The organism is Thalassococcus profundi, from assembly GCF_003344785.1.
GTDB lineage: Bacteria > Pseudomonadota > Alphaproteobacteria > Rhodobacterales > Rhodobacteraceae > Puniceibacterium > Puniceibacterium profundi.
In genome coordinates, this window is the sequence record NZ_QPMK01000018.1 from 76,929 (window position 1) to 98,362 (window position 21,434).

Annotated in this window: 18 protein-coding genes, 3 pseudogenes and 1 riboswitch; of the genes and pseudogenes, 9 read left to right on the top strand and 12 right to left on the bottom strand. The window is 65.5% G+C overall.

The features are described 5' to 3' along the window. Positions 1-458 precede the first annotated feature (458 nt). Positions 459-657, top strand: a riboswitch (cobalamin riboswitch). 131 nt (positions 658-788) lie between these two features. The 5 genes and pseudogenes from DU478_RS18720 (at position 789) to DU478_RS18740 (ending at position 4,193) form a co-directional block, all read left to right on the top strand. Beyond that, on the top strand, positions 789-1,574 hold the full coding sequence (locus DU478_RS18720) for a DUF4198 domain-containing protein (protein WP_114512487.1): 786 nt from the start codon (positions 789-791) through the stop codon (positions 1,572-1,574). Between the two features lie 3 nt (positions 1,575-1,577). Then, positions 1,578-2,189 (top strand): cobalt transporter CbiM, encoded by a 612-nt coding sequence (gene cbiM / locus DU478_RS18725; RefSeq protein WP_114512488.1) that lies wholly within the window; start codon positions 1,578-1,580, stop codon positions 2,187-2,189. After that, a pseudogene (locus DU478_RS18730) lies at positions 2,186-2,833 on the top strand (cobalt ABC transporter permease). The gene cbiM and the pseudogene DU478_RS18730 overlap by 4 nt, the downstream one beginning before the upstream one ends. Continuing rightward, the gene (gene cbiQ, locus DU478_RS18735) at positions 2,770-3,546 is read left to right on the top strand and encodes a cobalt ECF transporter T component CbiQ (RefSeq protein ID WP_114512489.1); all 777 of its coding nucleotides are present in this window, start codon (positions 2,770-2,772) and stop codon (positions 3,544-3,546) included. Before DU478_RS18730 ends, cbiQ begins: the two are co-directional and overlap by 64 nt. Next, positions 3,543-4,193 carry an energy-coupling factor ABC transporter ATP-binding protein gene (locus DU478_RS18740; protein ID WP_114512490.1) on the top strand — a complete coding sequence of 217 codons (651 nt, stop codon included), beginning with the start codon at positions 3,543-3,545 and terminating at the stop codon, positions 4,191-4,193. The genes cbiQ and DU478_RS18740 overlap by 4 nt, the downstream gene beginning before the upstream one ends. Before the next feature lie 63 nt (positions 4,194-4,256). On the opposite strand, the pseudogene DU478_RS18745 reads toward DU478_RS18740, so the two are convergent. Next, a pseudogene (locus DU478_RS18745) lies at positions 4,257-5,085 on the bottom strand (transposase). Between the two features lie 78 nt (positions 5,086-5,163). Between DU478_RS18745 and DU478_RS23590 the strand changes: the two are divergent. Beyond that, a pseudogene (locus DU478_RS23590) lies at positions 5,164-5,337 on the top strand (alpha-ketoacid dehydrogenase subunit beta); the annotation flags it as partial. Between the two features lie 111 nt (positions 5,338-5,448). Here the strand turns inward: DU478_RS23590 and DU478_RS18755 are convergent. The 3 genes from DU478_RS18755 to DU478_RS18760 all read right to left on the bottom strand — a co-directional run bounded on the left by DU478_RS18755 (position 5,449) and on the right by DU478_RS18760 (position 7,486). Continuing rightward, on the bottom strand, positions 5,449-6,327 hold the full coding sequence (locus tag DU478_RS18755) for an ABC transporter permease subunit (RefSeq protein ID WP_199488375.1): 879 nt from the start codon (positions 6,325-6,327) through the stop codon (positions 5,449-5,451). Between the two features lie 42 nt (positions 6,328-6,369). After that, complete coding sequence (locus DU478_RS23745) at positions 6,370-6,468, bottom strand: hypothetical protein (RefSeq protein ID WP_267897117.1); 99 nt, start codon at positions 6,466-6,468, stop codon at positions 6,370-6,372. 61 nt (positions 6,469-6,529) lie between these two features. Beyond that, entirely contained in the window at positions 6,530-7,486 is a 957-nt protein-coding gene (locus tag DU478_RS18760; RefSeq protein WP_114512491.1) for an ABC transporter permease, read from the bottom strand. A gap of 137 nt (positions 7,487-7,623) precedes the next feature. Between DU478_RS18760 and DU478_RS18765 the strand changes: the two genes are divergently transcribed. Further along, positions 7,624-8,313, top strand: a complete 690-nt coding sequence (locus DU478_RS18765; RefSeq protein WP_114512492.1) for a GntR family transcriptional regulator — start codon at positions 7,624-7,626, stop codon at positions 8,311-8,313. A gap of 40 nt (positions 8,314-8,353) precedes the next feature. Here the strand turns inward: DU478_RS18765 and hutU are convergent, their stop codons facing one another. The 4 genes from hutU to hutI are packed head-to-tail and all read right to left on the bottom strand — an operon-like array spanning position 8,354 to position 13,555. Then, the gene (gene hutU, locus DU478_RS18770; RefSeq protein WP_114512508.1) at positions 8,354-10,018 is read right to left on the bottom strand and encodes a urocanate hydratase; all 1,665 of its coding nucleotides are present in this window, start codon (positions 10,016-10,018) and stop codon (positions 8,354-8,356) included. Further along, complete coding sequence (hutG, locus tag DU478_RS18775; RefSeq protein ID WP_114512493.1) at positions 10,018-10,815, bottom strand: N-formylglutamate deformylase; 798 nt, start codon at positions 10,813-10,815, stop codon at positions 10,018-10,020. Before hutG ends, hutU begins: the two co-directional genes overlap by 1 nt. Continuing rightward, positions 10,812-12,350: a histidine ammonia-lyase gene (gene hutH, locus DU478_RS18780; RefSeq protein ID WP_114512494.1), complete on the bottom strand. Its 1,539-nt coding sequence runs from the start codon at positions 12,348-12,350 to the stop codon at positions 10,812-10,814. The genes hutG and hutH overlap by 4 nt, the downstream gene beginning before the upstream one ends. Further along, entirely contained in the window at positions 12,347-13,555 is a 1,209-nt protein-coding gene (gene hutI / locus DU478_RS18785) for an imidazolonepropionase (protein ID WP_114512495.1), read from the bottom strand. The genes hutH and hutI overlap by 4 nt, the downstream gene beginning before the upstream one ends. An 88-nt stretch (positions 13,556-13,643) precedes the next feature. Here hutI and DU478_RS18790 point away from each other — a divergent pair, with 88 nt between their 5' ends. Both DU478_RS18790 and DU478_RS18795 read left to right on the top strand, forming a co-directional pair. Continuing rightward, entirely contained in the window at positions 13,644-14,999 is a 1,356-nt protein-coding gene (locus DU478_RS18790) for a formimidoylglutamate deiminase (RefSeq protein ID WP_233501424.1), read from the top strand. Between the two features lie 453 nt (positions 15,000-15,452). After that, positions 15,453-18,179 (top strand): phosphoenolpyruvate carboxylase, encoded by a 2,727-nt coding sequence (locus DU478_RS18795; protein ID WP_114512497.1) that lies wholly within the window; start codon positions 15,453-15,455, stop codon positions 18,177-18,179. A gap of 6 nt (positions 18,180-18,185) precedes the next feature. On the opposite strand, the gene DU478_RS18800 is transcribed toward DU478_RS18795, so the two are convergent. The 4 genes from DU478_RS18800 to DU478_RS18815 form a co-directional block, all read right to left on the bottom strand. Beyond that, on the bottom strand, positions 18,186-18,467 hold the full coding sequence (locus DU478_RS18800) for a CcdB family protein (RefSeq protein WP_147276385.1): 282 nt from the start codon (positions 18,465-18,467) through the stop codon (positions 18,186-18,188). Positions 18,468-18,488: 21 nt separating this feature from the next. After that, positions 18,489-18,719: a type II toxin-antitoxin system CcdA family antitoxin gene (locus DU478_RS18805; RefSeq protein WP_114512499.1), complete on the bottom strand. Its 231-nt coding sequence runs from the start codon at positions 18,717-18,719 to the stop codon at positions 18,489-18,491. Between the two features lie 110 nt (positions 18,720-18,829). After that, positions 18,830-19,732 (bottom strand): bifunctional methylenetetrahydrofolate dehydrogenase/methenyltetrahydrofolate cyclohydrolase FolD, encoded by a 903-nt coding sequence (gene folD / locus DU478_RS18810; protein WP_114512500.1) that lies wholly within the window; start codon positions 19,730-19,732, stop codon positions 18,830-18,832. Positions 19,733-20,100: 368 nt separating this feature from the next. After that, positions 20,101-21,434: formate--tetrahydrofolate ligase (locus DU478_RS18815; RefSeq protein WP_114512501.1), on the bottom strand; the 1,334-nt coding region annotated here is incomplete at its 5' end.

Below are 21,434 nucleotides of genomic sequence, written 5' to 3' on the forward strand. Positions count from 1 at the left end.
ACCGGTCGTTCAGGCGCGTCCTGTCCGAAAGCAATTGCGCAACCGGGTCCGCCTGACAAAAAACGTCGGATATACGGGAGATGCAATGCCCGGACACGCGCGGATCGCCGCCTGTTGCGGGAGCGTCACGATTCCCGCTGCGAGGGCCGCCAAGCCCACGGGCGCGGGCCGCTCGGCCAGCCGCCGGCTGCCCTCTGCGCCGTTGTCGTCGACGCGGAAATCCCCGTGGGCGCGGTGCGTCGGCCGGGCGCTCCGCCGCGTGCGGTTATCGAAGCCGCCGCCATGTCCATGTCGATTGCAACGGAGGCGGTCGCGATTTCAGGCGCGTTCCGACCGTCCTGTCGCGATCCCGAGAGCAAGGCGGTCATACAGGTCTTGTGGTTTCGATGGATCTGCTTGCGCGACGGCTTTTCTGAGGCGGATTCGAGTTTCCGTTGACAGCAATACGCGAAGTCTGGCACCGAACGCGCATGTCTGGTTTCGGGATGACCCGAAAGAAATAGGGAATGCGGTGCGGGCTGTCTTTTGGCCCAATGCCGCAACTGCCCCCGCAACTGTAGGCGGTGAGCAAGGCTGAAACGCCACTGGGAAACCGGGAAGGCCAGCCCCACGCTTTGACCCGCAACTCAGGAAACCTGCCGGACAGGCGCCCTTGGAAATGGCGTGATTCCACGGCGTCGGGGTGTGCGCCAGACCTGATCGTCCCACTGGTCGGTTAGTGTCGCATGTCCTGTTGTCAACTGACAACTCGTGCCGGGGTTGGCACGACGGGACTAGGACGAAGACCCATGAAAAACCTGCTTTTGGCGGCCACGGCCGCGTTGGCCATTCCGGCGATGGCACAGGCACACTTCCTGCTCGAATACACCACGGACACGATGATCGACGCTCCCGGCGATGTTCCGGTCAAGCTGATCTTCTGGCACCCGTTCGAAAATGGCCATGTGATGGATCTCGAGCTGCCAGAAGAATTCTACATGATCCATAATGGCGAAAAGACGGATCTGAAAGGCACTCTGGAGCCTGTCGAATTCACCGGCGGAGAAAACTCGGGCGCGGCTTTCAAGGGGTCCGTTCCGGTCAAGCGGTCGGGCGACTACGTGCTGGCGACTGTGCCGGTCCCCTATTACGAGGCCTCAGAGGATATCTATATCCAGCAGATCACCAAGGCCTTCCTGAACCGCAACGAACTGCCGACCGACTGGATGAACTCCGTTGGTCTGCCGACCGAGATCATCCCGCTCAACAAGCCCTACAACGTCATCGCAGGTGGCACCTTCACCGGGCTGGTGGTCGCGAATGGTGAACCGGTCGCCGGCGCAGAAATCGAGATCGAATACATGGCGGCGGAGCCCGACATGGACAGCGCCGCATCCTCTGCGCCGACCGTTTCGCCCATGGCGGGCGGGTCTGTCGTGGCCGTGTCTGACGCCGATGGCTACTTCACCTTTGGCGTACCCAAGGCGGGTTACTGGGGCTTCGCGGCTTTGGGGTCTGGCCCGGCGACGGAACATGAGGGCAAGGAGCTGAGCCAGGATGCGGTGATCTGGATCCGCGCCTGGAACATGGAATAATCCATGCACATCGTCGACGGCGCCTTGTCCAACCCGGTTGTCATCGGCGGCGCGCTGGCTGCCGCCGGGGGCGTTGCGAAGGGGTTGAGATCGCTCGACCTGGAGAGCATTCCGACCGCCGGGGTGCTCTCGGCCAGCTTTTTCGTGGCCTCGCTGATCCATGTGCCGATCGGCCCGACTTCGGTGCATCTGATTCTGAACGGTCTGGCCGGGCTTCTGCTCGGCTGGGCCGCTTTCCCGGCGTTGTTCGTGGGGCTGCTGCTTCAGGCCGTCTTCATCGGCTTCGGCGGGCTGACGGTGCTCGGGATCAACACCCTGAACATCGCGTTGCCGGCCGTCATGGCCGGACTGCTCTTCCGTCCGATGATCGGGCGCGGAGTGCCCGTCGCGGGTGCCGTCTGGGGTGGCCTTGGCGGCGTCTTCGCGATCGCGGCAACGACGATCATGGTCGGTGCATCGCTGGCTTTGTCCGGAGACCAGTTTCTGCCCGCCGCAAAGCTTGTGTTGTTCGCACATATCCCGGTCATGGTCATCGAGGCTTTTCTGACCGGCTTTGCCGTATTGCTGGCCCGCAAGGTCAAACCTGAGCTTTTCACGAGGGAGACCGCAGCATGAGACGTTTGACCCTCATTCTGATGGTTCTTTGCGCCCCGCTGCCCGCCATGGCGCACAAGCTGATTGCCGGGGTCTTCGCGTCGGGGAGTTCGATCGAAGGCGAGATCGGGTTTTCCAACGGTGACATGGCGACGGACCAGTAGGTGATTGTCACCGGGCCGGATGGCGCGGAACTGGGCCGGGCGGTGACTGATGCCGACGGTTTCTTTGTCTACACGCCGACGGCGCCGGTCGCGCATACCTTCTTTGCCGACCTGGGCGCGGGGCACGTGGCCGAGGTCTTTATGCCTGCCGAGGACGTGGCGCGGATCATGGGCGTCGCCTCAACCACCCCGGCCACGCCCGAGCCGGTCCCGGACGAACCCGCCGCCAAGGGCGGGATCACTGTCGCCGCCTTGACCGACGCGGAGCGCCAGGCCATTGCCCAAGCGGTGCGTGACGAGATGCGCCCGCTCCGCCGGGAGATCGCCGCCTATCGCGAGCACAACGATTTCCAGACAATCCTCGGTGGGATCGGCTATATTGTCGGGTTGTTCGGACTGGGCTTTTATCTGGCCGCGCGGCGCAGGCTGGCCGTCTGGTGGCGCACGCTCTGGGACCCCGGGAAAAGACGCTGTCCGAGCGGGACGGCCGATCCGGCCTGATCGTTCCGCTCGATCCGCGCATGCGCATCGTCATGGCCAGTGTGTTCGGCGTGGTCACCGTGGCCTTGTCCTCGATTGCCGCGCTGGCCGCAGCTTTGGCGGTGTCGTTGAGCCTGATGGCGGTCTCGGGCCTGCCGCCACGCCAGACCCTCAAGCGTATGGCGATGATGGACGGGTTCATTGTCCTTATGCTGGTGCTCTTGCCGTTCTCGATTCCGGGCGATCCCATTCTGACCGTTTGGGGCTTTGCGGCGTCCTGGCAGGGGCTTTGGCAAGCGGTCGAGATTGCCCTGACGGCCAACGCCGTGATCCTTGCCCTGATGGTGCTGGTCGGCACGATGGAATCGGTGACGCTGGGCCATGCGCTGCACCGGCTGCGCTGCCCGGAAGCGCTTGTAAATCTGTTGATGTTCACGGTGCGCTACATCGAGGTTCTGCGCGAGGAATACCTGCGCCTGCGCGGCGCGATGAGGGTGCGCGGGTTTCGGCCCGGCACCAATTGGCACACCTATCGCAGCTTCGGGTATCTCGTCGGGATGATGCTGGTTAGGGCCATCGAACGATCCGAGCGGATCCTGGGAGCGATGAAATGCCGGGGGTACACCGGGCGTATGCTTCTATTGCAGGAATATTCTCTGACCCGGCCGGATATCGTCTTTGCCGCCGGGCTGTCGGCGATCTGCCTGTCGTTGCTGGCGTTCGATCTGTCATGACGCTGATTGCTCTGCATGACATCTGCTTCGCCTATCCGGGTCAGCCGCCGGTATTGAATGGTGCAAACCTGCAATTGAAGCCGGGGCAAAGGCTGGCGCTGACCGGGCCGAACGGATCGGGCAAGTCCACCCTGCTGCGGATCACGCTGGGGTTGCAGCGTCCGACATCGGGCACCGTGACGCTATTCGGAGCGCCGCGTCGCGCAGAGGCCGATTTCCAAGAGGTGCGCCGGCGCGTCGGACTGGTCTTCCAGGATCCCGACGATCAGCTCTTTTGTCCCACCGTCGCCGAGGACATCGCCTTTGGCCCCCGGAACCTTGGAAGGACGCGGGACGAGGCCTTGGCCATCGTCGACCGGGTGCTGGGGGATCTGGACCTTTTGCACCTGAAGGATCGGATCACGCACAAGCTTTCGGGCGGTGAAAAACGGCTTGTGACACTGGCCACCGTCCTGGCGATGGCTCCCGACGTCTTGCTGCTGGATGAGCCGACAAATGCGCTGGACACGAAGAACGAGGCGCGGTTGCTGGACTTCCTGCAGTCCCTGCCGCAAGCCATCCTGCTGGTCAGCCATTCGCCGGCCTTCCGCGAGGCGCTTGCCCCGGACCGGCTGGAGGTTCAGGACGGGCGTCTGATCCGGACGTGACGGGCTTGACTTGATAACCCCCCTGGGGGGATATGGCCTGCTGCCTGTTTCATGGACGGCAGTTTAAGCTTTCACAGCTCTCTCCTCGAACGTGATGCGGCTTGGATAGCCGATGGTCGAGGGCCGACGCTGCAGATTGTAGAAGTGCTCAATGCAGTCGAAGACATCTGCGCGTGCCTGTTTCCTCGTGCGGTAGGTTTTCCGCCTGACCCGTTCGGTTTTCAGCGAAGAGAAGAAGCTCTCCATCGCGGCGTTGTCCCAGACATTTCCCGATCGGCTCATTGAACGGGTGATGCCGTGATCAGCCATCAGCCTTTGGAACGGCTCGCTGGTGTATTGGGCGGGTTCAATCGCTCGACTCAATGCAACCCGCAGGAATAGCCCTCTTCAAGAAGATCGTGCCAGATCCGTCGAGCACCATGGGTCGGGTCCGATCGCAGAAAGCGCGCACGGATCGCCGCCGACAGCTCCTCGTCGCGGATCGACCGGTCGCTGCGTGCCCGCGTCAGCCAGGCATGGAAACCGCTCCGACACACACCGAGCGCGTCACACATCCAACTGACCGGCCAGCCCCCTCGGTGCTTCGCCACAAACCCAAACATCACAACTGGTCCCTGGCGAAGTAGGCCGCGGCCTTTTTTGGAATGTCCCGCTCCGCCTTCAGTCTCGACACTTCGCGCCGCAGGTTCCCGAGCTCTTCCCGTTCCGGGGTGAGCTTGCCGTGACCGGGGAAGGCAGCTGACCCGTCTGTCTCAGATGCCCGAACCCAACGGAGAAGAAAAGTGGCATGTATTCCAAGATCCCTCGAAGCCTGCGCCGTGCTGACGCCACGCTTCGTCATCAACCCTACCGCTCCCTGCCTGAACGCGCGGCTGAATGTTCTTCTCGTCATGTAGAGTCTCCAGTTTCATGAACACCCTATCTCGGTGTCCACGAACCCGGCAGCTGGCCAAACAGTGCGGCGGCGGGAGCGGCGCTGACCGGGCTCCATCCGGTGGCCGAGCTGATGTTCGTCGATTTCATCGGCGTCTGCCTGAACCAGATCTACCACCAGGCAACCAGGTTCGGCTACATGTTCGGCGACAGGGCACGCACGCCGATGGTGATCCGCACCATGGGCGGAACAGGGATGCGGGCCGCCGCCAGGCACGCAATAGACCGCGGACATGGCGGCGCTCGTCGTACTTGTCAGTTCGCCTGGCGCCTGCAACACCGGCGGCCAGTGCATTCATGTGGATGGCGGCGCACTTCCGACCTAGCTGTCCCGGCCCTCCTTGTATCCGAAGCCGACCTTGCCGGTGCGCATCAGGGCGAACATCAGTGCGAGGCAGAACAGAACCCCCGCGTTCACCAGCGCAGCGATGGCGTAGAGTTCCGGCTTTATGCCGAAGCGCAGCGAGCCCCAGGCCACGGACGGCATCGTGGGTACCGCGCCCAGCGTGTAAAACGAGATGTCCAGGTTGTTGAACGACAGGATGAAGGTGACGATGAAGGCGCCCAGCAGCGCCGGCCAGATGTTGGGCAAGGTGATCTCCAAGAAGGTGCGTACCGGCCCCGCGCCGAAAACCATGGCCGCGTCGTCGAGCTTCCAATTGTAGCGAAATAGCCGGGTGGCGATGATCAGCATGGCATAGGTAAAGGCGCACACGGCATTGGCCAGGATCGCCGACCAGAGGTTGCCCGGGATGTCGAGGAACAGGCCGTTCAGGATCAGCGTCGAGATGCCCATCAGGACGTCGGCCACGAAGAGGGGGGCGACGAAGAGCAGGAGAATGGCGGCCTTGTAGCGCGAGCGGTACTTCAGGATGCTGAGGACGGCCAGTGTGGCCAGGGCCGTGGCGATGCCCTGGGCGACGGTGCGGGACAGGCGAAAGACCTGGGTGCTGTCCAGAACGGCAATAACGAGGATCAGCGAACTGACGGAAGTGCCGGTGATCGTCAGGACCAGGAGCGCGAAGATCAGCGACGGAATGGCCATCAGAACATCGACCGCCCGGCTGGCGATCATGTCGAACCAGCCGCCCAAGGTCGCGGCCAGCAGGCCGAAGGTCGCGCCCAGCAGAAAGGCGAGTGCCGTCGTCAGCAGGGCGATCCCGACGGTATTGCGCGCACCGTAGATCATACGCGACAGCACGTCCCGGCCAAGCGCATCCGTGCCCAGGTAATAGGGTGCGGCTCAGGGGCTGTACTGCGGGCCGACCACCTCGAATTCGGGGTAGGGGGCAAGAACCGGTGCGAAGATGGCGATCAGGGCGATCAACGTCACGATGACGATGCCGAACCAGGCCGAAAGCGGCGCCTCGCCGAGTTTTTTTCAGGAACAGCGTCATCGGCGATTACCTCGGGTGGAGCAGGCGGGGGTTGGCGATGATCGACAGGATGTCCGCGGCCATGTTCAGCAGGATGTACGTGGCGGCGAAGATCAGGCAGGCGGCCTGCACGATCGGCATGTCCCGGTTCGAGACCGCATCCACCAGCAGCTGCCCGAGGCCCGGATAGACGAAGACCACTTCGACCAGCACCACGCCGACGACGAGATAGGCGAGGTTCAGCGCCACCACGTTGATGATCGGCGCGACGGCGTTCGGCAGGGCATGGACAGAGATCACCCGCCAGCGCCGCATGCCCTTGAGATGCGCCATCTCGATGTACGGAAGGGCCAGCAGGTTGATGATCGCGGCGCGGGTCATCCGCATCATATGCGCCACCACGATCAAGGTCAGGGTCAGGGCGGGCAGGAAGGTGCGGTAGAGCCGTTCGCCGAGCCCCGTCGACGCATCGACGCTGGCCAGGCTGGGGAACCAGCCGAATATGACCGAAAACAGCAGTACCAGGATGTAGGCGACGAAGAATTCCGGGAACGAGATCGCCGCGAGCGTGGCGCCGGAGACCGTCTTGTCAAAAGCCGAATTGCGGTAGAGCGCCGCCAGCATCCCCAGGATGATGGCGATCGGCACGGCGATCAGCGCGGCATACCCGGCCAGAAAGAAGGTGTTCCCGGCGCGTTGCGCAATCAGTTCCGAGATCGGTCGCTGGTTGGACAGCGACACGCCGAAATCGCCCTGAACGGCGTTGGCAAGCCAGTCCAGGTAGCGCATGTGCACCGGCCCGTTCAGGTTGAAACGCTCCTTGAATGCGGCGATGGTTTCCTCGGTGGCCGATTGTCCAAGCGTTTCCGTCGCGATGTCGCCGGGCAGCAGTTCGATGGCCGAAAAGATCAGCACGCTGACGATCAGCAGCGTCAGGATCCCCATGCCGAGCCGGGACAGTATGATCTTGAGAATGGGCGACAAGGGCTCGATCCTATTGTCCACTCTTATTTCATTATGTATACCATTATCGAGGTCTACAGTCTCCTGTACACCCGAAGTTCGGATAGCTGGGTTGGTCTATTGGTTAGATTGGCTGAAGAAACAAAGGGACAACGCCAATGACCGTGACCTTCAAGGATGTCAAAGCGGACCTTCTCGATCAGATCGCGCGCGGCGTCATGGCTCCTGGCACGCTGATGCCGAACGAGATGGACCTTGCGGAAACCTACGGCTGCGCCCGCGCCACGGTCAATCGGGCGATGCGCGAACTGGCGGACGAAGGGATCGTCGAGCGCAAGCGCAAGGCGGGCACGCGGGTTCGCAAGGCACCGATCCGGCAGGCCCGCTTTTCGATTCCGATCGTGCGCGAAGAAATCGAGGCGCAGGGGGCGGAGTACCGCTATGCGCTGATCGACAGGACGGTTGCGGAGGTGCCGGACTGGCTGCGCGGGCGTCTTGCTCTGACGCCGGGGCAACAGGTCGTGCGCGTGGTCTGCATGCATTGGGCCGACGGCATGCCGTATCAGCATGAGGAGCGTTGGATCAATCCCGAGGTCGTTCCGTCGGTGCTCAGGGCCGACTTCTCCGCAAGTGGTCCGAACGAATGGCTGCTCGCCGAGATCCCGTTCTCCAATGCCGAAATCAGCTTCATGGCGGTGGAGGCGACCCAGGATCTTGCCGATCACATGGGATGCTTTGCCGGAAATGCCCTGTTCCGCACCGAACGTACGACTTGGCTCAGGGAACGGGCGATCACCTTGGTCAGGCTGACGTATCGGCGCGGCCACAGGATGACGACCAAATACTGACCCGCCGCGGCAAGGGCGCCGCGGCAGGCCAATTCGAATGTCAGAGGATGCCCGGCAGGTTCAGACCATGCTCTCTGGCGCAGTCCTTTGCGATGTCATAGCCCGCGTCGGCGTGGCGCATGACTCCGGTCGCGGGGTCGTTCCACAGCACATTGGCCAGCCGGCGGTCGGCGTCTTCGGTTCCGTCGCAGCAGATCACCATGCCGGAATGCTGGCTGAACCCCATGCCGACGCCGCCGCCGTGGTGCAGCGACACCCATGTCGCGCCGGAGGCGGTGTTCAGCAGCGCATTCAGCAGCGGCCAGTCGGACACGGCATCCGAGCCGTCCTGCATCGCCTCGGTCTCGCGGTTGGGCGAGGCGACCGAGCCGCTGTCGAGGTGATCGCGGCCGATCACGACAGGGGCTTTCAGATCACCGTTTCGAACCATCTCGTTGAAGGCGAGGCCCAGCTTGTGGCGCACGCCCAGACCGACCCAGCAGATCCGCGCGGGCAGGCCCTGAAAGCTGATCCGCTCGCGGGCCATGTCGAGCCAGTTGTGAAGATGCGGGTCGTCAACCAGTTCTTTCACCTTGGCGTCGGTCTTGTAGATATCTTCCGGGTCCCCGGACAGGGCGGCCCAGCGGAACGGCCCGATCCCCTTGCAGAACAGCGGGCGGATATAGGCGGGGACGAAGCCGGGGAAGGCAAAGGCGTTCTCCAGCCCCTCTTCCAGTGCCACCTGCCGGATGTTGTTGCCGTAATCCAGCGTCGGCACGCCGGCGTTCCAGAAATCCACCATCGCCGCCACATGCACCTTCATCGAGGCGCGAGCGGCCTTTTCCACCGCGTCGGGGTTGCTTTCCTGCTTCTCGCGCCACTCCGCGACGGTCCAGCCCTGCGGCAGGTAGCCGTGGATCGGATCGTGGGCCGAGGTCTGGTCGGTGACGATGTCCGGGCGCACGCCGCGCTTGACCAATTCGGGGAAGACGTCCGCGGCGTTGCCGATCAGCGCGACCGACTTTGCCTCGCCCGCCTTGGTCCAGCGCGCGATCATCTCCAGCGCCTCGTCGATGGAATGGGTCTTTTCGTCGACATAGCGCGTGCGCAGGCGGAAGTCGGCGCGGGTCTCGTCGCATTCCACCGCCAGACAGCAAGCGCCGGACATGACGGCAGCCAGTGGCTGCGCACCGCCCATGCCACCCAGCCCGCCGGTCAGGATCCAGCGCCCGTTGAGGCTGCCGTCGTAATGCTGGCGGCCGGCCTCGACAAAGGTTTCATAGGTGCCCTGCACGATCCCCTGCGACCCGATATAGATCCAGGACCCGGCGGTCATCTGGCCGTACATGGCCAGACCCTTGCGGTCCAACTCGTTGAAATGCTTCCAATTGGCCCAGTTCGGTACCAGGTTGGAGTTGGCGATCAGCACGCGCGGCGCGTCCTTGTGGGTGCGAAAGACGCCCACGGGCTTGCCGGACTGGACCAGCAGCGTCTGGTCGTCTTCCAGCGCTTTCAGGCTGGCGACGATGGTGTCGAAATCCTGCCACGTCCGCGCTGCGCGGCCGATGCCGCCGTAGACGACAAGCTCATGCGGATTTTCGGCCACATCCGGGTGCAGGTTGTTCATCAGCATCCGCATCGGTGCTTCAGTCAGCCAGCTCTTGGCGGTGATCTCGGTTCCCGTGTCGGGATAGACGTCGCGGATGTTGTGGCGGGAATTGGTCATCATTTGACTCCAAGGGTCGGGGCCAGATCGGCCAGTGTGGTCAGAATGTCGGAAAGGTGGGGGCGCAGCCGGTCGGATTTGGCCGGGTCATGATCCCACGGCGCGGCCTCCTCGGTCAGGTAGGCAGATTGCGCCAGCTCCATCTGGATGGCGTGGTAACCCTCGGACGGTCGGCCATAGTGCCGGGTGGTCCAGCCGCCCTTGAAGCGTCCGTTGAGAACCGATGTATAGCCTTCGGCCCGGTCGCAGATCTCCCGCACCGCCGCCTCTACAGCCGGATCGCAGGTCGTGCCGCCGTTGGTGCCGATGTTGAAATCCGGCAGGACGCCATCGAAAAGAAACGGGATACGGCTGCGGATCGAATGGCAATCGTAAAGGATCGCGACGCCATGCGCGGCGTGCACCCGCTCCAGTTCGGCTGACAAGGCGGCGTGATAGGCCGCGTGGTAGGTGGCGCGCCGCGCCTCGACCTCATCGGGCGTCGGCTCGCTCTCCCAGATCGGATGGCCGTCGAAATCGGTCATCGGCACGAGGCCCGTGGTGTTCTGGCCGGGATAAAGGCTTTGCCCCGAAGGGTCGCGGTTGGCGTCGATCAAATAGCGGTGGAAGGCGGCGCGCACCGTGGTCGCGCCGGGCAACAGCCCCTCATAGAGCGTGTGGATATGCCAATCGGTATCGTCCAGCTCGCGCCCGCGCGCTTTAAGCTGGGCGAGGACTTCGTCGGGCAGCCAGGTGCCGGTGTGCGGCAGGCCCAGAACGACGGGGCCGGTGCCTTGGGTTACTTCGACCGGGGTCATGCGCTCAGCTCCGGCATGTCGACTCCAGTCGCCTCGTTCAGGGCGCCGCTTTTCACGAGCGCGGCAGCGCGCTCCAGATCGGGAGCCAGGTAGCGGTCCTCGACCACCGAGGGCACGGCCTCGCGCAGCCGGCCCAGGGCCGCGGCCAGCGGCGCGCTGGTCTTCAGCGGTGCGCGGAACTCGATGCCCTGACCGGCGCACATCAGCTCCACCCCGAGGATGCGTTCGAGGTTTGCGACCATCCGGCCCAGCCGGACGGCGCCGTGGGCGGCCATGCTCACATGGTCCTCCTGATTGGCCGAGGTGGGGGTCGAATCCGTCACGCAGGGATTGGCGAGATGCTTGTTCTCGCTCATCAGCGCGGCGGTGGTGACCTCGGCGATCATCAGGCCCGAGTTCAGCCCAGGATCGGGCGTGAGGAACGGCGGCAGGTCGAAGCTCAGCGTCGGGTCCACGATCAGCGCGACACGGCGCTGCGCAATGGCGCCGATCTCGGCCACGGCCAGCGCGATCATGTCGGCGGCAAAGCCCACGGGCTCCGCATGGAAGTTGCCGCCCGAGACGATCAGCCCGGCCTCGCTCAGCACCAGCGGATTGTCGGTGGCGGCGTTGGCCTCGATCTCCAGCGTGCGGCCCGCCATGCGCAGCATGTCCGTCGCCGCGCCGGTGACTTGCGGCTGGCACCGGATGCAATAGGGGTCCTGCACGCGGGTGTCGCCTTCGCGGTGGCTTTCGCGGATTTCGCTGGAATCGAGCAGAGCCCGCATGGCCGCCGCCGCTTCGATCTGCCCGGCATGGCCGCGCAGGGCGTGGATTTCCGGCTGCAACGGGGCGGTCGACCCCATGATCGCATCGGTCGACATGGCCGAGGTCACAAGCGCCGCCTGCATCGCCGACCAGGCATCGAACAGCCCGGCCAGCCCGAAGGCAGTCGAGAACTGTGTGCCGTTGATCAGTGCCAGTCCTTCCTTTGCCCCCAGCTCCACCGGTGCCAGCCCGGCGCGGCTCAGCGCCTCTGCGCCCGGCAGCGTCTCGCCCTCGTATTCCGCTTCGGCATAGCCCATCATCACCGCGGCCATATGCGCCAGCGGCGCCAGATCGCCCGAGGCCCCGACCGATCCCTGCACCGGGATCACGGGCGTCACGCCGCGCGCCAGCATCTCTTCGATCAGCGTGATCAGCTCCAGCCGCACGCCCGAGGCACCGCGCCCCAGCGACAACAGCTTGAGCGCCATCATCAGCCGCGCGTGCCGCCGCGAGATCGGATCGCCCACGCCGCAGCAATGGGACAGGATGAGGTTGCGCTGCAGCGTCGCGGTGTCGGCGGCCGCGATCTTGACCGAAGCCAGCTTGCCGAAGCCGGTGTTTACCCCGTAAACGGCGGTGTCCCCCTTGGCCGCCGCATCTATCCGCGCCGCCGCCTGCGCGATGCCGTCATGGCAGGCGGGATCGAGGCGGACGGCCGCCTCTTCGCGATAGACGCGGGCCAGGTCGGCCAGCGTGGCGGCGCCGGGGGTCAGGGTCAGAGCGGTCATGCGAGGTCTCCGAAGATGCGCGAGTGCAGCGGGTTGAAGCCGATGCGGTAGGACAGTTCTGCCGGGTGCGCGATGTTCCAGACCGCCAGTTCGGCGCGCTGGCCCTCCGCAATCGTGCCGACGTCGGACAGGCCCAGAGCGCCGGCGGCGTTGGCCGTCACACCACGCAGCGCCTCTTCGGGCGTGAGGCGGAAGAGGGTGCAGCCCATGTTCATGGTCAGCAGCAGCGAAGTCAGCGGCGAGGAGCCGGGGTTGGCATCGGTGGCCAGGGCGATGGGCACGCCGCGGTCCCGCAGTGCCTGCACCGGCGGCATCTGCGTTTCATGCAACGTGTAGAAGGCGCCGGGCAGCAGCACGGCCACGGTTCCGGCCTTGGCCATCGCGGCCACGCCGGCGGTGTCGAGATGCTCGATGTGATCGGCTGAGAGCGCGCCGTATCCCGCCGCCATCGCCGCGCCGCCGAGGTTCGACAGCTGTTCGGCGTGCAGCTTGACCGGCAGGCCCAGCTCCTGCGCCACGTCGAAGACGCGGGCGATCTGGGCTGGGGAAAAGGCGATGCCCTCGCAAAACCCGTCGACCGCGTCGACCAGACCCTCGGCATGGGCGGCGCGCAGGGCGGGGATGCAAACCTCGTCGATATAGGCATCGTCTCGGCCCTTGTACTCGGCCGGCACGGCATGCGCGCCCAGGAAAGACGTCTTTACCCGAACCGGCCGGTGCGCCATGACCGCGCGCGCGACGCGCAGCATCCGCAACTCGGTCTTGATGTCGAGGCCATAGCCCGACTTGATTTCCAGCGTCGTGACCCCCTCGGCGATCAGCGCATCGGCGCGGCGCAGCGCCTCGCGCAGCAGCACCTCTTCGCCGGCCTCGCGGGTCGCCCGGACGGTCGAGACGATGCCGCCGCCCGCCCGCGCCACCTCTTCGTAGCTGGCGCCGTTCAGTCGCATCTCGAACTCGGCCGCGCGGTTGCCGCCGTGCACAAGGTGGGTGTGACAGTCGATCAGCCCCGGGGTGACCATGCGGCCGCCCATGTCGCGAGACGTGCCGCCTGCCAAATCCTCCGGCAGGTCTTCGCGCCGTCCGACCCAGGCGATCCTGCCGTCCGCGACCCCGATGGCCGCATCCTCGATCAGCCCGTAGGGGGTGTCGCCGGTCAGTGTGGCGGCGGTCAGATTGGTCATCAGCTGAATCGCGTCCGGCATCCGGGCATCCCTCCAAATTCTGCTTTTCTCCTAGCGCCGGCTCGGCTATATGTCTAGACATAAAATCTATAAGCGTGGAGATAAGGCCGTGATACATGCAAAGCAGGCCCTTTTGGACGAGGGCTGGGCCGGCAATGTCCGACTGACCGTCGACGCCGGAACCATCATGCACATCGAAAAGGATGCCGGTCCGCAGACGAGCGACAGCCGCGTCGACACGCTGCTGCCGGCTTTGGGCAACCTGCACAGCCACGCCTTTCAGCGCGCCATGGCGGGCATGACCGAATTTCGGCAGGCGGGCCGGGACAGTTTCTGGACCTGGCGGGACCTCATGTACCGCTTCATGGACCGCATGACGCCTGACCAGATCGAAGCCATCGCCGCGCAGGTCTATGTCGAGATGCTGGAGGCGGGCTTTTCCAGTGTGGGTGAATTTCACTACGTCCATCACCAGCCGGGCGGGGCGCCTTACGATAACCGCGCCGAACTCTCGGAACGGATCTTTGCCGCCGCCGCGCAAACGGGGATCGGGTTGACCCATCTGCCCGTGCTTTACTCGTATGGCGGGGCAGGACAGGCCGACTTGACCGCCGGGCAGCGGCGCTTCGGCAATGACGTCGACGGCTTCGCGCGCCTGACCGAGCTTGCGGCGTCGGCCCTGCGCGCCCTGCCGCCGGACGCGCGCATCGGCATCGCGCCGCATTCCCTGCGCGCCACACGCCCCGAAGACCTGGCCCGGATCGTGGCCTCGCAGGGGCAGGGGCCCATCCACATCCATATCGCAGAACAGCCGCAGGAGGTGCGCGACATCGAGGCCTGGCTTGGCGCCCGGCCCGTCGCCTGGTTACTCGACAACCAGCCTGTCGACACGCGCTGGTGCCTGATCCATGCGACGCATATGACGCCGGAGGAAACCGAGGCCATGGCCCGGTCGGGCGCGGTGGCCGGTCTTTGCCCCGTCACCGAAGCCAACCTCGGCGACGGGCCGTTCAATGGCCCCGGCTATGCGGCCGCGGGGGGCCGGTTCGGGATCGGCTCTGATTCGAACATCAACATTTCGCTGACCGAAGAGCTGCGCACGCTGGAATATTCTCAGCGTCTGCGCGACACCAGCCGCAACGTGATGACCGCCGGACAAGGCTCCGTGGGGGCGTTCCTTTACACCACGGCGGCGCGCGGCGGGGCACAGGCCCTGAACCGTGACGCCGGTTTGATCGAGACGGGCAAACTGGCCGACCTCGTGGCCATCGACAGCCAGAGGCCGGCGCTTTGCGCCTTGTCCGGTGACAGCCTGCTCGACGGGTTCGCCTTCGCGGCCAAGGATGACGTTGTGACCGATGTCTGGGCTGCCGGACGGCACATGGTGTCCGGCGGCCGGCACGTTGCACGTGACGCCGTCTTTTCGACATACCGTGCGGCGATCCGGGATTTGCTGGACAGCTAGGATCTGAAGCCCGCAGACCTGCTTTGCGAGCTCGCGCAACGCTTTTTCGGAACGGCTGCGTGCTTGGTAATGAGCCGATCTTCAGCTGCGACGCTCCAACGCCTCGTTACGGATCGCACAGGTCGCGCGCACCGGAATGAAGGCGCAGGGTGTCGCAGCCCGATCACCGCAGAGGCGTTCCGGATCGACCGCAACACGACACGCTACACATTACATAAGACGGATTACACGCCTTCTGACCCGGATGGGGTGGGATGCGCTTACCCGAACCGGCATCCTGAAGCGGCCTGGCACGACGGCAGGGATGAAATGTCGTGGAAACAGCCCACCTTTCGATCCCCTAACGGGTAAGAAAATTCTCCACGAACGGTGGAGGAAACCTAGCCGGACGGTGCTGTCGGACTCGGGCGATCCCGTGGATGATAGCGGTAACCAATCCGGAGGCCGCATTCCATGCTCGTCACACGCCAACTGCCCGACATCGCCGACCGTCCCGATCTTTCGAACCTGCGCGCGGTGCTGAAATCCTGTTTGATCCAGGTGACCCGGCAGCAGATCCCGGATGTGGTGCAACTGCTCGACGGGGTGCGCACGCTGGACCGCGTGGCGCCCGAAGACCGCTTTGGCGCGCTGCAGGTTCTGGGCACATGGCACCAGCTTCTGGCGATCGCACGCGAATTCGACGCCGTGCAGAACCGCCGCGCCGCCGAACGCGCGGGATCGGCCGCCGATATCGACGGCTCCTTCGCCGAGGTGCTGTCGCAGGCCGCCCGCTCCGGCGCCGATCCGGAAAAGGTCTCCGACACTTTGCGCCGCCTGCGGGTCGTTCCGACGATGACCGCCCACCCGACCGAAACCAAACGCGTCACGGTGCTGGAGAATCACCGACGCATCTATCGCCGGCTGACCGACCTCGTCGGCCGCAACTGGGCTCCGCGGGAAGAGCAGGCCTATCTCGACGCGCTGACCGCCGAGATCGAGCTGCTCTGGCTCACCGGCGAATTGCGGCTGGAGAAACCGACCGTCCCGCAAGAGGTTGCCTGGGGGCTCTATTTCTTCGGCGAGGTGCTCTACAACGCCGTGCCCGCGTTGCACGACACGCTGTCCCACGCGCTGCGCGACTTCCCCGCCGACGTGACGCCTGGCCCGTTCCTGCGCTTCTCGAGCTGGATCGGCGGCGACCGCGACGGCAACCCGCATGTCACCGCCGACGTGACCCGCGCCGCGCTGGCCGAGTATCGCCGCGCCGCGCTCGCCTCTTATCGCACGGCGCTGGCCGAGATGGGCCGCGACCTGTCGCTGAGCCTGTCGGTGGCCGACGTGCCGGACGATTTCCTGAACGAGGTGTCGAACCAGCTGAACCTCTGCGCTGCCGCCGCCGATCACACGCGCGAACACAACAGTGCCGAACCGTTTCGCCAGTGCGCCACGGCCCTGCTCTTGCGGCTCGAGGCGACGCTGGCGGCGGATCGCGGCGAAAAGACCCTGGCGCAGCCGTTCCGCAACGCGCAGGAGTTCCGGCAGGTGGTGGCGCACATGCACGAAGCGTTGCGAAAGGTCGGCGCGATGCAGACCGCCGCGCGCCGCACCGGGCCGCTCCTGCGGCGGATCGAGACCTTCGGCTTTCACACGGTGTCGCTGGACATCCGCCAGAACGCCACAGTCATCAACCGCACTGTCGCCGCGGTTCTCAAGGCACGCGGCGATACGGTTCCCGAGGAAAACACGCCCGAATGGTCCGCAGCCCTGAACGACGCCCTGCTGCACGACGCGCCGCTGGACCGCACCGCCCTGGGCGAGCTGCCGGCAGAGGCTGCGGAAACGCTCGACCTCTTTTCGCTCATGGCCGAAACCCGCGCCCGCGAACGCCGCGCCATCGGCGCCTTCATCCTGTCGATGACGACCTCGGCGGCCGACATCATGGCCTGCTACCTGCTGGCGCGCTGGACCCTGCCGGACGAGGCCGCAGCCCAGGACACGCCCCTGCCGGTCGAGGTCGTGCCGCTGCTCGAGACCATCGACGACCTGCGCGCCGGGACCGACATTCTCGAAACGCTGTTTTCCAACCGCACCGTCCGCCGCGCCATCCGCGAAAACGGCGATGTGCAGGAGATCATGCTGGGCTATTCCGACAGCAACAAGGACGGTGGATTCCTGACCTCGAACTGGGAGCTGTCCAAGGCCCAGACCGCCGTGCGCCGCATCGGCCAGAAGCACCGCATCTCGGTGAGCTTCTTCCACGGCCGCGGCGGGTCGGTCAGCCGCGGCGGCGCCCCCGCCGGCCGCGCGATCGCCGCCCAGCCCGAAGGCACGGTCGACGGCCGCCTGCGCGTCACCGAACAGGGCGAGATCGTCTCGGCCAAGTTCGCCAATCGTGGTACCGCGCTCGGCAACCTCGAATTCCTCGCTGCCGCCGTGCTGCGCCACACGCTGGAATCCCCGACAGCGCGGCAATCTTCCGACGCGCCCGAGTTCAACGAGGCGCTCGAGGCACTGTCGGGTCTCAGCCAGGTCAAGTACCTCGATCTTGTCGGCTCGGACGGCTTCATCGACTATTTCCACGAGGCAAGTCCCGTCGACGAACTGGCCCTGCTCAAGATCGGGTCGCGCCCCGCCAAGCGTTTCGGCACCGCGCCGCGCGACCTGGGCGACCTGCGCGCGATCCCCTGGGTCTTTGCCTGGAGCCAGAACCGACACATGATGACCGGCTGGTACGGCATCGGTTCGGCGCTTTCGTCCTTCACGAGGGTGCGCGGCGACGATGGGCTCGACCTCTTGCGCCGCATGTTCGAACGCTCGCGGCTGTTCCGGCTGGTGGTGGATGAAGCCGAAAAGGTACTGTTCCAGGCGGATATGGAAATCGCCCGTGCCTATGCCGGGCTCGTGCGCGACGGCGCGCATCGCGATGCGATCTTCGCCAAGATCGAGGCCGAGCACGACCTCACCCGCAACATGCTGCTGTCGGTCACCGGTGAACGCAGCCTCGCCGCGCGCTTTCCCGAATTCCGCGCTTTGGCCGAGGCGATCCGCCCGCAGATGAACGGCGTGCACCGGATGCAGATCGACCTGCTGGACAAGGTGCGCGGGGCCGGTGGCGCGGCCGAGGCTGATCCGACGGATGTCGACGGGCTGCTGATGTCGATCCACGTGATTTCCAGCGGCCTGGGCTGGACCGGCTGAGGCCGTTCAGATGCCGGACAATAGCATGTCCAGCGCCCGCGTGATCTCGTCCCGGTAGACCGCAAGCGAGGCCTCGGGCGGGCTCAGATCGCGCAGGCTCAGCGTCGCCATAAGCTGCGGCATCAACACCAGCCGGTCGGTGCCCAATGTCAGCACCGGATTCAGCGGGATCATCGGGACAAGACCGGCGGCCGGTGGCAACAGCGGGATCACCACGCGCGTCGTCATCCCGTCAAGCAGATCGCTTTGCACCACCACGACACGGATGCCGCCCGGAGCGGTGCACACGTCGTACTGCGCCGCCAAATCTCAGAATTTCCGGTGTTCGGAGAGCGGGATGCCGCCTGCCTCGACAAAGCCGTTGTAGGCGTCGATGGCGGCGGCATTCTCGGCCCTCCAGCGCCGCGCGCGCTCGGCGCGGATCGCCGCGACCAGCCCCTGCTCTGCCGCGCGGGACAGGTTGATCCCCAGCGCTCGCGCCTCGTCGAGGACGGAGCGGTCGAGGCTCATGCTGGTCGAGCTGCGCGCACGGTCCGGCATCGGCTGGGTCCTGTCAGTTAGCGGTATAAACCTACCGCATATTCGCGGCAGCGTCCAGCGGCCCGACGTCGGGCGGACGCGCGCCGCCCGGTCGCGGCGGCGCCGACGACTCAGGCCGTCAGCCCCTCGGGCTCTTCCAGCCCGTTGGCCCGGCAGCAGGCGGTCAGCGTGTTGGCCAGCAGGCAGGCGATGGTCATCGGCCCGACGCCGCCCGGCACCGGGGTGATCGCCCCCGCCACCTCGGCGCAGCTGTCGTAATCCACGTCGCCCACCAGCCGGGTCTTGCCTTCGCCCTTCTCCGGCGCGTCGATGCGGTTGATGCCCACGTCGATCACCGTCGCCCCCGGCTTGATCCAGTCGCCCGGCACCATCTGCGGACGGCCCACGGCGGCCACGACGATATCGGCACGACGCACCACGTCCGCGAGGTCCTTGGTGCGCGAATGCGCGATCGTCACGGTGCAGCTGTCGCCCAGCAGCAGCTGCGCCATCGGCTTGCCGACGATGTTCGACCGGCCCAGCACCACGGCGTTCATGCCCGACAGCGACCCGTGATGATCGCGCAACATCATCAGCGACCCCAGAGGCGTGCAGGGCACCATGCTCTTCTGCCCCGTGCCCAGCAGGCCGACGTTGGAGATATGAAACCCGTCGACATCCTTCGCCGGATCGATGGCGTTGATGATGAGGTCCGAATTCAGGTGATCGGGCAGCGGCAGCTGCACCAGGATACCATGCACAGCCGGGTCGTTGTTTAGCTTCTCGACGATGGCCAGCAGGTCTTCCTCCGAAGTGTCGGCATCGAGCTTGTGCTCGTAGGAATTCATGCCCACCTCGACGGTCATCTTGCCCTTGGATCGGACGTAGACCTGGCTCGCAGGGTCCTCGCCCACCAGCACCACGGCGAGGCCGGGGGTGATGCCGTTCTGTTCCTTGATCTCGGCCACACGGGCCGCGACCTTGTCCCGGACGGATGCGGCGAAGGCCTTGCCGTCAATGATCGTTGCTGTCATCTCGCGTTCCTTGTCTTGCACCCGAAGCCGGGCGTCTCTGGTTCCAAACTATCCGCGCATGAAGCGCCATCGCTGCCCCGACCGCGACCGTTCCGGGCATCCCCCCGACCGCGCCACCTTTCGCGGGACGAAAGGATCAAAGGACCGACCCCGCCCCTTCTCCGGTTTCGAAAAACCTCCGCCGGAGGCACCGGCGCGGCCTTGGGCCGCGGCGGTTCGGCGTGGGGTCTCTCGGCCGGGCGGGGTGTCGCAGGGTGGCGGGACCGGTGCGTCTTTCCACCCCGCCCCATTTCCACCGGGCCGGACTCCGCGGGTTGGCTTTGCCAACCCGCTCTGTCCGGTTCGGCGCCTTCGTGCGCGAAGGCGCCTTAAAACAGCCCTTCGATCAGCCCCTCGTCGTTGAGCCGGATGCTCTCGGATGCCGGGACCCGAGGCAGGCCGGGCATGGTCATGATCTCGCCGCAGATCGCCACGATGAACCCCGCCCCCGCCGACAGCCGCACCTCGCGCACCGGCAGGCGGTGGCCGGTGGGCGCGCCGCGGCGGGTGGGGTCGGTGGTGAAGGAATACTGCGTCTTGGCCACGCAGATCGGCAGCGTGCCGTAGCCCTGCTCTTCCCAGTCCTTCAGCTGCGCCTTGATCTTGCCGTCCGCATCCACCCCGTCGGCGTGGTAGATGCCCTTGGCGATCGCCTCGATCTTCTCGAACAGCGGCATCTCGTCCGGGTAGAGCGTCTGGAACCGCGCCGCCCCCGAATCGGCGAGATCCGCCACCTTGCGCGCCATCTCCTCGATGCCGGCGCCGCCCTCGGCCCAGTGCTTGCAGAGCACCGCCTCGGACCCCTGCTCGGCCACGTAGTCCTTCACCGCCTGCACCTCGGCCTCGCTGTCCCCGGCGAAGTGGTTGATGCCCACGATCACCGGCACGCCGAAGCTTTTCACGTTGGCGATGTGCCGTCCGAGGTTCGGGCAGCCCGCCTGCACCGCCTCCACATTCTCGGCACCGAGGTCGGCCTTGGCGACGCCGCCGTTCATCTTCATCGCCCGCACCGTCGCCACGATCACCACCGCATCCGGAGAAATCCCGGCCTTGCGGCACTTGATGTTCATGAACTTCTCGGCGCCCAGGTCGGCGCCGAAGCCCGCCTCGGTCACCACGTAATCGGCGAGCTTCAGCGCCGTCGTGGTGGCGATGACCGAGTTGCAGCCGTGCGCGATGTTGGCGAAGGGACCGCCGTGCACGAAGGCCGGGTTGTTTTCCAGCGTCTGCACGAGATTGGGCTGCATCGCGTCCTTCAGCAGCACCGTCATCGCGCCCGCCGCCTTGATGTCGCGGCAGAAGACCGGCGTCTTGTCGCGGCGGTAGGCGACGATCATGTCGCCCAGGCGACGCTCGAGATCCTTGAGATCGCGCGCCAGGCAGAGGATCGCCATGACCTCGGAGGCCACGGTGATGTCGAACCCGTCCTCGCGCGGGAAGCCGTTGGCGACGCCGCCGAGGGAACTGGTGATCTGCCGCAAGCTGCGGTCGTTCATGTCGACGACCCGGCGCCAAGTGACCCGGCGCTGATCGATCTGCGCCTCGTTGCCCCAGTAGATGTGGTTGTCGATCATCGCGCTCAGAAGGCTGTGCGCGCTGGTGATGGCGTGGAAATCGCCGGTGAAATGCAGGTTCATGTCCTCCATCGGCACCACCTGCGCAT